Raw genomic sequence first — 13,382 nt, 5'->3', positions numbered from 1 at the left:
CTATTTAAGGCTATTTAAGGCGGCTAAAAACTATGAGTATTCCAAGCAGTAATTGCCACGACTTGCCTAAAAAGCATAAGCATAAATCACTTGGTGCAAAAACATATTTTGTTGTGTTTATTGGCGGATTGCTTGGCGCTTTTGTGCGTAGTGAAATAAGTGGTTTTACGCACGGCATGCATTGGGACTCGGGATATTCTATGCTTTTTAGCCGCTTTACTTTTGCAACTCTTTTGTCGAACGTTTTAGCATGTTTTATTCTTGCTTTAGTAAGTTCACTTGTTGTAAGTGGGAAGAGCTGCAAGAACAAAGACTTAATAAAATACGGTTTTTGCACAGGATTTTGCGGCGGACTTTCAACAATGTCTACTTTTGCTTTTGAGGGCGCGCATTCCGCATTTACTGCAATGAACATTGTAGAAGTAATTGCCATTATGGCGTTGTCTATGGTTCTTGGCGTTTTAGCAGTGCTTGTTGGGAGTCTAATTGGAGATAAAATTTTTGCTTTTAAAGGCAATGGCAGCGTAAAAAATGCTGGTGATTCAAACGTCATCAATAAAATAGACGCTAACAGGGGCGGTGCAAAATGATGTCTTACGCATATGTTCTTTTTTGGCTGCCTGTTGTTTTCGCTGGACTTGGCGCCGTTCTTCGTTGTGCAATATCTGACGCAATCGGGCGCGTTTATAACCATGATTTTCCAATCGCAACTTTGCTAATCAACGCTTTTGCGTCTTTTATAATGGGCTTAGTTGTATTTTTAAGTTCTTCGATTATATACGATTTAACTTTTGCTTCGACTATTATTTACACGTGCGCATTGGGATTTTTAGGCGGATTTTCAACGTTTTCAACCGCAATCTTAGAAATCGTAAGCCTGTTTAAGCTAAAGAAAATCAAGCTTGGACTATGGCTTTTTATTAGCGAACTAATAGTGCCATTCTTGTGCGCATTTATTGCATACGCTGGACCGTCATTTGTAATATTTATGCTTCTAAAGTCTTAAGTTTTGAATTTTATTAATTGACGTATTTTATTAATTTATATTTATTGTGTTATTAAAAATGTTAAAATGCTTGATGTATTTGTTTGCGATTTGATTTAAGAATAGGTTTATTGTGACTTTAAAGAACGTAGGCGGTTTTATACGCGATTTTTTGCGCGACTTTTCTGATCGCGTTCTTAAAACGCTTAAGCATCTTAGATGGAAGATGGTTCTTGCTGGCATAGTTGTTGGTCTTGTTTCTGGCGTGCTTGTAGCAACTTATAGACTTGGGATTGAGTACGGAACCGATTTTGCGCGATGGATGTATGCGCAAATATTGCAAAACATGCTTTGGATTGTGCCTTGCGTGGTTTTTGCAATTGCTGCTGGGCTTTTTATTGGCTGGATGAGTCGCAAAGAAAGTATGGCGTCTGGAAGCGGCATTCCACAAGTTGTTGGATACGTTCAACGCGGTCTAAAAATGTGTTGGAACACTATTTTGCCTGTTCGATTTGTAGGCGGATTGTTGGGTTCGCTATTTGGCTTGTCTCTTGGGCGCGAAGGCCCTTCGATTCAAATCGGAGCTTGCGGCGCGCAAATGATGTCTCGCATCTTTAGAAAGGGCAATAAAAACGATACGCAAGAGCATTATGTTGTAACCGCTGGAGCGGCAGCTGGCTTATCTGCAGCGTTTAGCGCTCCACTTTCTGGGCTCATGTTTGCTATGGAAGAAGTTCAACACGGATTGTCTTCTACAGTTCTTATGGGAGCTGCTGCTGCATCTATTTGCGCGGACTTTGTGTCTCAAACATGCTTTGGACTTCGACCTGTTTTAGACTTTGGAAGAATTCCAGACTTACCAATGACACTTCATTTTTGGCTGATTCCACTTGGCATTTTTGCAGGGCTTATTGGCTCTTTAATGAACAGATCCTTGCTTGGATTACAAACGCTGTATAAGTATTTGCCAAAGTGGGCTCCCGTATCTGTAGCATGCTTAATCGCGATTCCTGTTGGCTTATATTTGCCAGATGTTCTTGGAGGAGGATCGAATCTTGTTAAGCTCTCTGAATATGGAAAAGCAAGCATAGCGCTTCTGTGCATCCTGTTTGTTGCAAAAATGCTATTTACTTCTACAAGTTTTGGATGCGGAGCGCCTGGCGGAATTTTTATGCCAATTCTTGCTGTCGGCGCACTTGCAGGCGGCGTTGCTTCTCGCGCAATAATAAGCATTCCGATTCTTGGCATTGACGCAAAGCTAATGCCAATTTTTACAGTGTGTGTTATGGCTGGCACGCTTTCGGCTTCTGTAAAAGCTCCGCTCACTTCGATTTTGCTAACTGTAGAAATGTCGGGAACAATGATTCACACTCTTCCAGTTGCTGCATCTGCTTTTATTGCGCTTCTTGTATCCGATATTTTGCACACTAAGCCAATCTATGGCGAACTTCTGGAAAGATATATGGCTTCTAATCCAAAACTTGTGCGTTAATACAACAAAAACAGCAATGTGGATAACTTTTTGGCGGAATTGCAACGTTTATTGATCCTTTAACCACATTGTTTAAATAGTATTGCCTAATGGTTTAGTATGCGATTCAATAGCCACATGGACAATATGACTATTGATAATTACGATGCTCCTTCTTGCGTTCCGCGCATTATAGAAACGTACCCGCCTCAGGCGAGTGCGATAAAAAGTATGCGCAAAAGTACATCTGATAGTAATAAGTTGGAAGATTCGACTGTTATCGCATCTTTGAATCATGCGAATCATGTGGATAATGCAGATTACGCAAATCATGTAGATTACGCTACTGGTGTATCTTCTACTTCAGTTCATAGCGATTTTGATGCATTAGATAATCATAGTGTTCAAAAAAATATTGGTAGCTTGAACTATTCGCTAAAGCCTTTTCCAAAAAATGTTGTAATCGGTTCATCGGCAAATGATGGAGTTGGTTTAAGCACTACTCTTGCTCTTCTGGCAAGTCATATATCTAGTAAAAAATATGTTGTTGCACTAATCGACGCAGATATTTCTAACGGCGGATTAGATGTTTTGTTGGGATTGGAGCAGGACGAGGGTAGAAGATTGCAAGAGGTTCAAGCTCCTTTAGGACGATTAGACGGATATGTATTGCGTTGTGAACTTCTGCACTGGAATAACGTTGATATTTTGGCTTACGCTCCTTGGAAAGGTGAAGAGCCTAAGCCATGGGTTATTGAAGCTGCTATTAGAGGTCTTTCCAACGCTTGTGATGTAGTAATTGTTGATATTGGATCTGGTTTTTCAGCAAGAAGGCTTTTAAAGAATCTTCCAACTTTGGCGCAAGTTCCAACCATATTTGCTGCAGAGCTTAGTGTTCTTGGTCTTGCCAGATTGCGTGCATATTGGCGAAGCCTAGAATCTGACCATAAAGATTACTCTAGAAAACAAACTTCTATTGTCGCAGGATTAAATCCGCGTGGTCTTTCTAAAAGGTTTTGCCCTGTAAATGTTAATGAAGCTTGTGATTATTTGCTTTGCGATGTAGAAGGCCCAATTGGTCACGATCCTAAAATGTACGAAGACATAATATCTGGTTACGGTATAAGAGATATTCCAAAATCCGCCAAAATTCCAATAGAAAAAATAACAACATGGTTGCTTGGAGACTCCTCTAATTCCTCTTTGAAAATATCTGGAAAACAATCTGAACAACAATATAAACAATCAAATTCACAATCATATGAATCTGAAAGATTCTCAAAAATATCAAGGGGTAAGCATGGTTTTAGAAGATATTGATTTTGGCATTCTGCAAGAGCTTGCGGATAACCCTCAAACAACAGATATTGTTGTTACAGACACAGGTCACGTTTGGGTAGATAAAGGTCTTGGTTTGCAAGAGTACAATCCAAGAATTCCATTTGATAATCCTATGATTTTGCGAGAATATGCAGTTTGGCTTTGTGCACAATTAGGCAAAAGATTAGATGATTCATGCCCAATCGCAGATGCTTCTAGCCCAGTAGGAGTGCGAGTACACGCTCTTATTGCTCCAATAGTTTTAAGTGGTGCTGCTATTTCGATTCGTTTTCCCGCTTTAAAACGCTATTGCTTAACAGAGTTAAGTAGTAGAGGAATGTTTCCTATTGAATTATCTAGAATACTTTATTTATTGGTAACTCAACGTGCGAATATTTTGATTACGGGAAGCACTGGCTCTGGTAAAACAACGTTAATGAAGTCTCTTTTAGCTTCTTGTGATGAAAAAGACAGAATAGTTACTGTTGAAGAAACAAGAGAATTAGGTTCATTATCTAAGGATCATGTGTCTTTAGCTACAAGAGAAGCAAACGTTGAAGGAGTAGGCAGCGTTGGCTTGTCAGATCTTGTAAAGGCAACTTTGAGGATGAGACCAGACAGAATTATTTTAGGTGAGTGCAGAGGTCAAGAAATAGCTGATTTATTACGCGTTTTTACATGTGGTCATAAAGGTGGAATGACAACTTTGCATGCTGATAAAGTCCAAAAGGTGCCAGCCAGATTAATGTCTTTAGGGCTTCTTGCAGGACTGGAACCTTCTTCACTATGTGCTCTTGCCGCTGATGCTTTTGATGTTGTTATACATGTAGAAAGAGTAAATGGTATGCGAATTGTAAAAGAACTTGGAGTATTGCGTTCTACGGATTCCGGCGCGTTAGAAGGTGTGCCAATTTTAAGATTGAAAAATTGCGTTAATTCTAATGATAGTAATTTTTCTGCTCAGATAGAGGAAACGTCTGCTTGGAAAAATTTTGCTGTTAAATGGCATTTACCGTTGAATACAGGGTTGTTTCTGTAATTGATACCGACAGTAAAGGATTTTTTGAAAATGGGTATTGAAGAATCACTAGCTGCTCTTGTGTCTTCTTTGCGTTCTGGTGCTTCTTTTGAATCGATTATAAGAGGAGACAGCAATAATGAGAATCGCAATGGACTTATTGAAGAGACCGATAATGGCAATAACAATTACAACAGCAATAACAGCGAAAGCTATTTCCAAGTTATAAACGTTGAATCGGTGTTTAAATGGATTGATTCTCGCTGTTCTAATAGGATTAAAAATCTTAGCGCTCGCCAAAGAAGTAAAGTTAGAAAAGACATGCGCAAGGTTGCACAATCGCTTATGTCTGTATACGAATTGAGCAGTTCTATAGGATGCTCTATGACTGATTGCGTTCAAGCTGTTTCTGACTCTTATCATGCCAATAAGAGGGTTAATGATTTAAGCTCAGAAGTTTTTGCGATGCCTAAAGCAACTATTAGATTGCTAACTGCTCTACCATTTTTGGCTCTTCTTACTGGACAATTGTTGGGTGTAAATCCAATATTGATGATTTTTACAAGTTCTAGAGGATACGCACTCTTAGGTATTGGCTTATTGTTTTATGTAATCGGTCTTTTATGGGTTACATGGATCATGAAGTCATCTAAAAAAGCAATGCTGAGTGCTGTTTCTAATGTCGATTGATGAACTAATGGTTATTAAGGATCGTGGAAAATGTTTAAGGCAATTATCGTCTGGATTATTTTAGTAGCTTATATAGTTACGTTATGCAAATTTTTTACTAGACAGATGATTCTTAATCCGTGCTATGAGCGCGCCTACAAGCCTGCGGTTTCTATGAGAAGCAATTACGATTTTAGGTGTAACAAAGTTGAAGATATAGATCCAATTTTGGGTTTGCAAATGATGATAGTTGCTTTAAAAAGTGGAGTCGCAATTACCAGAGCGCTTGACGCTGTTGGGTCATCTATTCCTGGAGGAAAAGGGATTTGGCTAAGGAATGTTTCTAAAGCACTACTTTCTGGAGATACTTGGATAGAAGCTTGGAGTGCTCCTTATGTGTGCTTCGATAAAAAAGATAAAAATCCATCTGCATCTTTTGTGTTAAGTATGTGGCTTAGACAGTCACTTAGAGAGTCATGGAGTTGTGGAAGTTCTCCAGTTCCTGTACTCATAGCGATTTTACAAAATTATGAGCAATCTATGCGAAACGTGGCAAAAAAAGAAAGCTCTAGGCTTTCTGTTCGTCTGCTTCTGCCTGTTGGGTTATGTTTTCTGCCAGCGTTTATTTTCGTAGGAATTTTGCCGACAGTATCTGCATTTATGTATTAATCGCAATCTAAAAATAAAAAATTTGTATCCCAATATTGGGTACATAAATAAAAGAAAAATAACAATAAAAATAACAAAAAGAAAGGTAACGGTGAGTGATTATGAGATCAATTACTGCTGCATTGTCAACATGGTATTGCATGTGTTCAATGCGAATGAATGAAGGATTAATTAAAGCTGAACAAGCATGTAATAACATGCAGAATCGTTTGAGCAAAGATTTAAAGCAGTGTGATGATGGGGCTGTTACGGCAGAATATGCTGTTGTTCTTATAGCTGCCACAGCTTTTGCTACAGTGCTTATTGCTATTGCCAAATCAGATGCTGTTCGTACAGCTATCAGTGAGCTTGTTACAAAAGCTCTACATGTTAGCTAGCTTTAAGTAAATAGTCATTTGTAAAACTGTGAAACATTGCGTGAAACTTAAAACATACTTTGAAAAACGTGATATGAAATATTTATAAAGTTTTTTGACCGTGATGTTTATGTGATTTGTTGTGGGATTTTAACTAATGCGAAAAGAAACGAGACAAAATGGAGAATCATGTATTTTTGAACATTTTAGATAAGAGAACGACTAAGAATAATTGTCATAAGATAAATAATTCAAAAGATTCTGGGGCTGTTACCGCAGAATTTGCGATTATTCTTCCTGCAGTTGTGGTACTTGCTTTAACGTTATTTTTTGTTGGTAAATCAGTAGTAAATACAATGAATTGCCATGATGCAGCAGGTCAAGTAGCATACTATGTTGCTTCGCACCACAATTCTAAAGATGCGCAAAATATAGTATCTAAAGTATCTGGAGTTAATAGTTCTGTAAAAGTCAAATATGTTGGGAATATGGCAGATATTGTTGTAAGCTGCCCAGTTGTGCCAGACCCTTTAAAAGTATTGCCATTGTCTGTGGAAGCTCGCATTAGCCAGGTTTTAATATGAGTCAAAAAATATGTAAGCGATTAAGCATTTTAAATACGCAATATTACAGTTTTAAACATTTGCGTAGAGCAGATTGTGGTTCTGGAACTATGTTAGGCATAGGATTGGTAATAGCAATCTGCTCTATGCTTGTTGTTTGTGCAACTTTAGGGTCAATTTTGGTGCAAAAACACCGAGCTTACGCTCTTGCAAATGCATCGGCTATATCAGGTGCAGTTGCTATGAGAAATATGCAAGATGATGCATGTCAAGTTGCAGAGCGCACAGCAAAGGCAAATAATGGGAAAATAGAATCTTGTGTTGAAAAAGATGATGATGTATTAATCAGTCTAAGTGTGCCTTTACGACTTCCTATGGTTAATAAGATAAATGTAACGGCTAGAGCTGGTTTAATAGATTGTGGCTAATAAGTGTGTGGAAAATATCAAGTATTCATGCGATTGGTCATAATGTAGCATGTTAATAGGCGATTAGCATGTTAATGTCTAAATGTTTAGAATAGAACAGAAACTTTGCTCAAGTAGAGTTGAGCTAATATTCAGGTGACGGTAGGTTATAGTTATGGCACTTGCATTGTATCGAAGGTATCGTCCAGACACGTTTGAAGGAGTGATAGGACAGAATCAAGTTACCGTTCCTCTTATGAGAGCGCTAGATCAAGGCAAAATAACGCACGCCTACCTATTTTCGGGTCCACGCGGTTGTGGAAAAACAAGCTCTGCGCGTATTCTTGCTCGTTGTATTAACTGCAAAGAGGGTCCTACTTCTAAACCATGCGGAAAATGCCAAAGCTGTAAAGATCTTGCAACAGGCGGATCAGGTTCAATAGACGTTGTAGAAATAGATGCTGCAAGCCACAATGGTGTTGACGATGCTAGAGAATTACGCGAACGTGCAGGTTTCGCTCCAGCGCGCGATCGATATAAGATTTTTATTCTTGATGAAGCGCACATGGTAACTCCGCAAGGATTCAATGCTTTGCTGAAGATTGTGGAAGAGCCACCTGAGCATGTTATGTTTATTTTTGCCACTACTGAACCAGATAAGGTGATTGGAACTATACGTTCTAGAACCCACCATTATCCGTTTAGACTTGTTCCTCCAGAAGTAATGGGACCGTATTTGCAAGACATTTGCAAAAAGGAAGGTATTCAAGCGCAAAAGGGCGTTTTGCGGCTTGCTATGCGCGCTGGCGGCGGATCCATGCGAGACACATTATCTGTTTTAGATCAGCTTATGATTGGCTCAGATGATGGTGTTATCTCGTTAGATTCAGCAGTTGCTTTGCTTGGTTTTACGCCTTCTAATCTTATTGCAGATGTTATTGATGCTCTTATTGAAAAAGACGGTGCAAAACTGTATGAAGTTGTACAAAAAGTGGTAGTCGGAGGATTTGACACTCGTAAGTTTGTGGAAGATCTTCTCGGACGGTTGCGTGATTTGTTGCTTTTGGTTTCTGCTGGTCCAAATTGTGCTAAAAACTTGTTAGGCGATTTATCGCCAGAAGACATGCAAGATTTGCAACGACAATCAAGTCAGCTAACTTTGAGAAGCTTGTCCAAAATGGCAGAAATCGTCAATAATGCTTTTGCGGGAATGGCAAATGCGGTTTCTCCTAGAATGAATCTTGAGATTCTTATGGCTAGACTTCTTGCTGATATGCAATCTGGTACTACTGCGCAGGAACCATTTTCTAAAGCCACTAATCAATCTCTTGCAAAGTCCTCCTCGCATCCTGCATCTTCTGCAAGGCATTTTATTGGTTCAAATTCTGCTGTAAATTCAGTTAATCCTGTTAATCCAGTAAATCCAGTAAAAATTGCTGAAGCTCCTTCGGTAATTCTTGATGATAAATCTGAAATCAACAATAACACGCAAGCGAATTGGTCAACTGCAACCGTTGAAAAACAGACAACACAAGAGCTTGACGTGGACGAAACTTGGGATAATCTGGTTAAAAATCTGCCAGACGATGTTCGTGAATACGTAGAGAGAGATCGCGTTCCAAAAGTTAGATTAGACGATGGAAATGCATCAAAAAGAAGGCTTGTATTAACTTTTGACCAGCCTATAAGCCAACATGCGTTTGCGCTCGCGATTTGCACAACAGAACCTTACGATGGTAAAAAAGTGCCAGTTGTGGTTATGAACAAAGTAAAAGACGCATTTGGAAAAAACGTTGCAATAGCGCCAGATTTAGTAGCTGCAAACGGCGAAAAAGTGGAGTCTGTTGCAAGAATGACTCCGCAACGACTAGCACAAGTTAAGCGAGACTTGCTTATGCGAAAAGCTGGAATCGTAAAAGGATTCGGAAAAATAATCGAGAAAAGTTCTGATTCAAATTCAAATAATTCGAATTCCAGTAGCGATGATGCTGGCTCTAGTGACGATTCAAGTGCTGGTGCGGAGGCTAGCGATTTATCTGGTTCTGCAATTTCAGAAAGTGCTTTAGATTTAGATATTGAGAAAGATGACGCATGGGCAGGTATGGGATCTGCTCCAATGGGAGATGCGATTGCTGCATTACAGAATGCAGATTTTAATGCTGAAGTAGTAAACGATTCAGAAAACGCAGATAACGCTGCATCTAACGCGCAGCAATGGGGGCAAAAGTCGAAGATAAGCCAGCAAAATCCTCAGCGCGCAAATTCAGAATCACAGGCAGATAATGAGTCAAAAGCACGAATCTCTGATGGTGTAAACGGCGCGCAAGAAGACGAATGTTCAATGCAGGACGAATCGTTAGAGTCGGCAACCAATTTGAGCATAGATGATTTAGAGAAGATGTTTGAGGTGAAATCTGTAAAAGAATTCGCTGCAAGTGATCCAAAAAATCCTAAAAATGCAGGATTGCATAAGCGAAAGCAAGAGGAGTAAGTAAAAGTGCATAACGTGTCATCGTATGACGGTGCAATAGGCAGAGTTATTGATGCGTTCTCTAAGCTTCCAGGAATAGGACCAAAAGGCGCGCAGCGAATTGCATTCTATATACTTTCATCATCTGATGTACAAACGCAGGATTTAATTGGCGCAATCAGTGACTTGCGCGAGAATGTGCGATTTTGTGAAATTTGCGGAAATGTTTGCGAGCAAAGTCCTTGTGTTATTTGCCAAGATCCGCGAAGAGATCACACAAAAATATGCGTTGTAGAAGAGCCAAAAGACATTATGAGCATTGAGAGAACTCACGAATACGCTGGCGTTTACCACGTTTTGGGCGGTGCCATTAATCCAATGGCAAACGTTGGACCTGCAGACTTAAAAATAACGCAACTACTTGAGCGCTTAAAAGACGCGCAAGTAAAAGAAGTCATTTTAGCGCTTGACCCAAATATTGAAGGAGAAGCTACAGTAACTTATTTAGCACGTTTGCTTGAGCCGCTTGACATAAGTATTACGCGACTTGCAAGCGGATTGCCAGTTGGTGGAGACTTAGAGTATGCAGACGAGATAACTCTTGGTCGCGCATTTGCAGGAAGACAAGAAGTATAGAAGATTTGTGAATTCATAAGCAAACGCGTTTGATAAGTCGCAAGAAACCGCTTGTTGTATATACGCCACTCATAATATCTCTAAAACTAAAAATAAATAGAGCACAGTTGATAGTCTAATTTTAGATTAGTCTTATTTGGATTAATTCTTATTGCATTAGCGTGCTTTAGATAATAGTGACGGCTGAACATAAGGGGTTACAGTGGCTCTTATAGTGCAGAAATACGGTGGATCGTCCGTAGAAGATACGGACGCAATTCAGCGTGTAGCCAAAAGGATTCTTGATACAAAAGCTGCTGGTAACGATGTTGCTGTTGTCGTTTCCGCTATGGGAGATACCACAGACGACTTGATTGACCAAGCAATGAGTGTAAATGCGCATCCTCCTGCTAGAGAGATGGATATGCTTATGACTGCAGGAGAGCGTATTTCCATGAGTCTTCTAGCAATGGCTATTCATGCTCAAGGCTCGCACGCATACTCTTTTACTGGTTCTCAAGCTGGATTTATGACAGACGCGCAATTTGGAGCAGCTCATATTCGCGCTGTTAAGCCAGATCGTGTTCAGCATGCGCTTAAAAAAGGCAGTGTTGCTATTGTTGCAGGATTCCAAGGAATCAGCGAGATTGGTGACGACACAACGCTTGGTAGAGGCGGATCAGACACTTCGGCAGTGGCGCTTGCTGTTGCTCTTGGAGCAGATGTTTGCGAGATTTACACAGATGTTGATGGCGTATTTACGGCAGATCCTCGAATTGTTCCAACCGCAAAGCGAATTCCTGTTATCGATTATGATTCAATGCTTGAGATGTCATCTTGCGGATCTCGAGTGTTAGCTTTGAGATGCGTTGAATACGCACAAAGATTCAGTATGCCTCTTCATGTTCGCAGCTCGTTTTCGCACAGAAACGGAACATTAATTGTGCCGAGTGGAGTAAATCCAAAGAGCTTGCCGAATTTAAACTAATTATTTATTAAAGAAGACACAAGCATAACAACAGACAGAACGCATAGGCAATAGACATAAGGCGGCAAAAATGGCAAATAAAATAACAAATGTAGACATTCGCTCAACAATGGGCGATTTATTCCCAGACTTAGGCCCAGAGACCCCTGTGATTTCTGGCGTTGCACACGATAGAAGCGAATCTATGATTACTCTTCGAGGCGTTCCCGATAAGCCTGGAAATGCTGCAAAAGTGTTTACAACTCTTGCTGCTGCAGACGTTAACATAGACATGATTGCTCAGGCAAGCGCATCCACCGAAACGGCTGACATATCGCTTACGGCTCCAAGCTCGTCCCTAGACGCTGTGTGCAAGGTATTGCAGGGCGCGCGCGGCGAATTGCAATTTACGTCTATGGACGTGGACCCTTCTGTTGGCAAAGTCGCAGTTGTTGGCGTTGGAATGAAAACCTATTCTGGTCTCGCAGCAACCTTCTTTACAGCGCTAAGTGATCACGGTATTAATATTCTTATGATTTCTACATCAGAAATTCGTATTGCAGCGATTGTTCCAGTAAAACAGCTTGACGAAGCGGTTCGTGCGCTTCACACAGCCTACGGATTAGACGCAAGCAAAGTCGAAGCTGTTGTTTATGGAGGAAGCGGACGCTAATCGCGCGAAAAAATTACGCAAAAATCACGCTTAAATAATCGCAAAAATCAAAGAAAATCGCAAAATCACGCAAAATAAGGGAGACAAAATGGCAATTATAAGCAACAAAGGCGTAAACCTTGCGGTTTTAGGCGCCACTGGCCAAGTTGGAATGGTTATGCGCCGCGTATTAGACGAGCGCGATTTTCCAATTAAAAACTTGCGATATTTGGCTTCCGCACACTCCGCTGGAACTGTTTTGAAATATCGCAGCAAAGATGTTGTTGTAGAAGATGTAGAAAAAGCAGATTTAAGTGGAATTGACATTGCGATTTTCTCCGCAGGCGGCGGAACATCCAAAGTGTGGGCACCGCGATTTGCGGATGCGGGTGCAATAGTAATAGATAATTCTTCTCAATGGCGTATGCATAACGATGTGCCTCTTGTAGTTGCAGAAGTAAATCCAGAAGATTTAAATGATATTCCGCGTGGGATTGTTGCCAACCCTAATTGCACAACAATGGCGTGCATGCCTGTTTTAAAGCCGCTTTCCGATGCTTTTGGCTTAAAGCGACTTATTGTATCTTCTTATCAAGCGGTTTCTGGAGCTGGCAGAGCTGGAGCGTTGCAGCTTATGAACGAAGCGCAAGCTGCCTTAGATCAGGGCGCGGATAAGCTTGTGTTTGATGGAGATGCTATTGATTTTCCGCAACCAACAAAAGTTGCGCGCACAATCGCATTCAACGTTGTGCCATTCATTGGTGCGATTGTTGAGGATGGTTCGCAAGAAACCGACGAGGAGCAAAAGCTTCGCAACGAAAGTCGTAAGATTCTGCATCTGCCAAAGCTTGCAGCAAGCTGCACATGCGTGCGCGTAGGCGTTTTTACAGGTCACGGAATGAGCATTAATGCCGAATTTGAGTGCGATGTAACTCCAGATATGGCTCGCGAAGTGCTAAAATCGGCCGCTGGCGTTGCGCTAGATGATATTCCTACTCCTCAGCTTGCTGCAGGAAAATCCGCGAGCTACGTTGGGCGTATTCGCCAAGATCAAGCGGTTGATGAAAAGCGTGGATTGGCAATGTTTATTACAAATGACAATCTTCGTAAGGGCGCTGCTCTTAACGCTGTGCAATTGGCGGAAATCGTAGCTAAAAAACGACACTTTGTAGATTAATTAGACCTGCGCGAATTAGCTATTATAAAAAATTTTACGTAAA

At 40.6% G+C, this 13,382-nt stretch carries 15 protein-coding genes; all 15 read left to right on the top strand.

Going from position 1 to position 13,382, the window contains the following annotated elements:
• Positions 1–32 precede the first annotated feature (32 nt).
• The 15 genes from GAVG_RS06200 (at position 33) to GAVG_RS06130 (ending at position 13,339) form a co-directional block, all read left to right on the top strand.
• Positions 33–590: a fluoride efflux transporter FluC gene (locus GAVG_RS06200; RefSeq protein ID WP_004114151.1), complete on the top strand. Its 558-nt coding sequence runs from the start codon at positions 33–35 to the stop codon at positions 588–590.
• A complete protein-coding gene (locus tag GAVG_RS06195) occupies positions 587–1,006 on the top strand; it encodes a fluoride efflux transporter FluC (RefSeq protein WP_004114152.1) in 420 nt (139 codons plus the stop codon). Before GAVG_RS06200 ends, GAVG_RS06195 begins: the two co-directional genes overlap by 4 nt.
• Before the next feature lie 112 nt (positions 1,007–1,118).
• Positions 1,119–2,477, top strand: coding sequence for a ClC family H(+)/Cl(-) exchange transporter (locus tag GAVG_RS06190; protein ID WP_004574835.1), 1,359 nt, complete (start codon positions 1,119–1,121; stop codon positions 2,475–2,477).
• 117 nt (positions 2,478–2,594) lie between these two features.
• Positions 2,595–3,776 carry a hypothetical protein gene (locus GAVG_RS06185; protein ID WP_013399338.1) on the top strand — a complete coding sequence of 394 codons (1,182 nt, stop codon included), beginning with the start codon at positions 2,595–2,597 and terminating at the stop codon, positions 3,774–3,776.
• Entirely contained in the window at positions 3,757–4,815 is a 1,059-nt protein-coding gene (locus GAVG_RS06180) for a CpaF family protein (RefSeq protein ID WP_009994600.1), read from the top strand. Before GAVG_RS06185 ends, GAVG_RS06180 begins: the two co-directional genes overlap by 20 nt.
• 30 nt (positions 4,816–4,845) lie before the next feature.
• Positions 4,846–5,484 (top strand): type II secretion system F family protein, encoded by a 639-nt coding sequence (locus tag GAVG_RS06175; RefSeq protein ID WP_004114160.1) that lies wholly within the window; start codon positions 4,846–4,848, stop codon positions 5,482–5,484.
• 30 nt (positions 5,485–5,514) lie between these two features.
• Positions 5,515–6,132, top strand: a complete 618-nt coding sequence (locus GAVG_RS06170) for a type II secretion system F family protein (RefSeq protein WP_004114161.1) — start codon at positions 5,515–5,517, stop codon at positions 6,130–6,132.
• A gap of 101 nt (positions 6,133–6,233) precedes the next feature.
• Positions 6,234–6,509, top strand: coding sequence for a DUF4244 domain-containing protein (locus GAVG_RS06165; protein ID WP_004114162.1), 276 nt, complete (start codon positions 6,234–6,236; stop codon positions 6,507–6,509).
• A gap of 158 nt (positions 6,510–6,667) precedes the next feature.
• Positions 6,668–7,072 carry a TadE/TadG family type IV pilus assembly protein gene (locus tag GAVG_RS06160; RefSeq protein WP_004573653.1) on the top strand — a complete coding sequence of 135 codons (405 nt, stop codon included), beginning with the start codon at positions 6,668–6,670 and terminating at the stop codon, positions 7,070–7,072.
• Positions 7,069–7,479 (top strand): Rv3654c family TadE-like protein, encoded by a 411-nt coding sequence (locus GAVG_RS06155; protein WP_004114168.1) that lies wholly within the window; start codon positions 7,069–7,071, stop codon positions 7,477–7,479. The genes GAVG_RS06160 and GAVG_RS06155 overlap by 4 nt, the downstream gene beginning before the upstream one ends.
• 154 nt (positions 7,480–7,633) lie before the next feature.
• A complete protein-coding gene (gene dnaX, locus GAVG_RS06150) occupies positions 7,634–9,949 on the top strand; it encodes a DNA polymerase III subunit gamma/tau (protein WP_009994599.1) in 2,316 nt (771 codons plus the stop codon).
• 6 nt (positions 9,950–9,955) lie between these two features.
• A complete protein-coding gene (gene recR / locus GAVG_RS06145) occupies positions 9,956–10,564 on the top strand; it encodes a recombination mediator RecR (protein WP_009994597.1) in 609 nt (202 codons plus the stop codon).
• A 202-nt stretch (positions 10,565–10,766) separates the two neighbouring features.
• On the top strand, positions 10,767–11,531 hold the full coding sequence (locus tag GAVG_RS06140) for an aspartate kinase (protein WP_004114173.1): 765 nt from the start codon (positions 10,767–10,769) through the stop codon (positions 11,529–11,531).
• Positions 11,532–11,601: 70 nt separating this feature from the next.
• On the top strand, positions 11,602–12,183 hold the full coding sequence (locus tag GAVG_RS06135; RefSeq protein WP_004114175.1) for an ACT domain-containing protein: 582 nt from the start codon (positions 11,602–11,604) through the stop codon (positions 12,181–12,183).
• Positions 12,184–12,271: 88 nt separating this feature from the next.
• Entirely contained in the window at positions 12,272–13,339 is a 1,068-nt protein-coding gene (locus GAVG_RS06130) for an aspartate-semialdehyde dehydrogenase (RefSeq protein WP_009994594.1), read from the top strand.
• Positions 13,340–13,382 lie beyond the last annotated feature (43 nt).

The sequence above is a fragment of the Gardnerella vaginalis ATCC 14018 = JCM 11026 genome, assembly GCF_001042655.1.
Classification (GTDB): domain Bacteria; phylum Actinomycetota; class Actinomycetes; order Actinomycetales; family Bifidobacteriaceae; genus Bifidobacterium; species Bifidobacterium vaginale.
This window is presented reverse-complemented; position numbering and strand designations above follow the sequence as displayed.

Bases quoted from the DNA above. Each gene is read 5' to 3' on its own strand.
- GAVG_RS06200 (WP_004114151.1), top strand. From the start codon at position 33: ATGAGTATTCCAAGCAGTAATTGCCACGACTTGCCTAAAAAGCATAAG.
- GAVG_RS06195 (WP_004114152.1), top strand. From the start codon at position 587: ATGATGTCTTACGCATATGTTCTTTTTTGGCTGCCTGTTGTTTTCGCT.
- GAVG_RS06185 (WP_013399338.1), top strand. From the start codon at position 2,595: ATGGACAATATGACTATTGATAATTACGATGCTCCTTCTTGCGTTCCG.
- GAVG_RS06180 (WP_009994600.1), top strand. From the start codon at position 3,757: ATGGTTTTAGAAGATATTGATTTTGGCATTCTGCAAGAGCTTGCGGAT.
- GAVG_RS06175 (WP_004114160.1), top strand. From the start codon at position 4,846: ATGGGTATTGAAGAATCACTAGCTGCTCTTGTGTCTTCTTTGCGTTCT.
- GAVG_RS06170 (WP_004114161.1), top strand. From the start codon at position 5,515: ATGTTTAAGGCAATTATCGTCTGGATTATTTTAGTAGCTTATATAGTT.
- GAVG_RS06165 (WP_004114162.1), top strand. From the start codon at position 6,234: ATGAGATCAATTACTGCTGCATTGTCAACATGGTATTGCATGTGTTCA.
- GAVG_RS06160 (WP_004573653.1), top strand. From the start codon at position 6,668: ATGGAGAATCATGTATTTTTGAACATTTTAGATAAGAGAACGACTAAG.
- GAVG_RS06155 (WP_004114168.1), top strand. From the start codon at position 7,069: ATGAGTCAAAAAATATGTAAGCGATTAAGCATTTTAAATACGCAATAT.
- dnaX (WP_009994599.1), top strand. From the start codon at position 7,634: ATGGCACTTGCATTGTATCGAAGGTATCGTCCAGACACGTTTGAAGGA.
- GAVG_RS06135 (WP_004114175.1), top strand. From the start codon at position 11,602: ATGGCAAATAAAATAACAAATGTAGACATTCGCTCAACAATGGGCGAT.
- GAVG_RS06130 (WP_009994594.1), top strand. From the start codon at position 12,272: ATGGCAATTATAAGCAACAAAGGCGTAAACCTTGCGGTTTTAGGCGCC.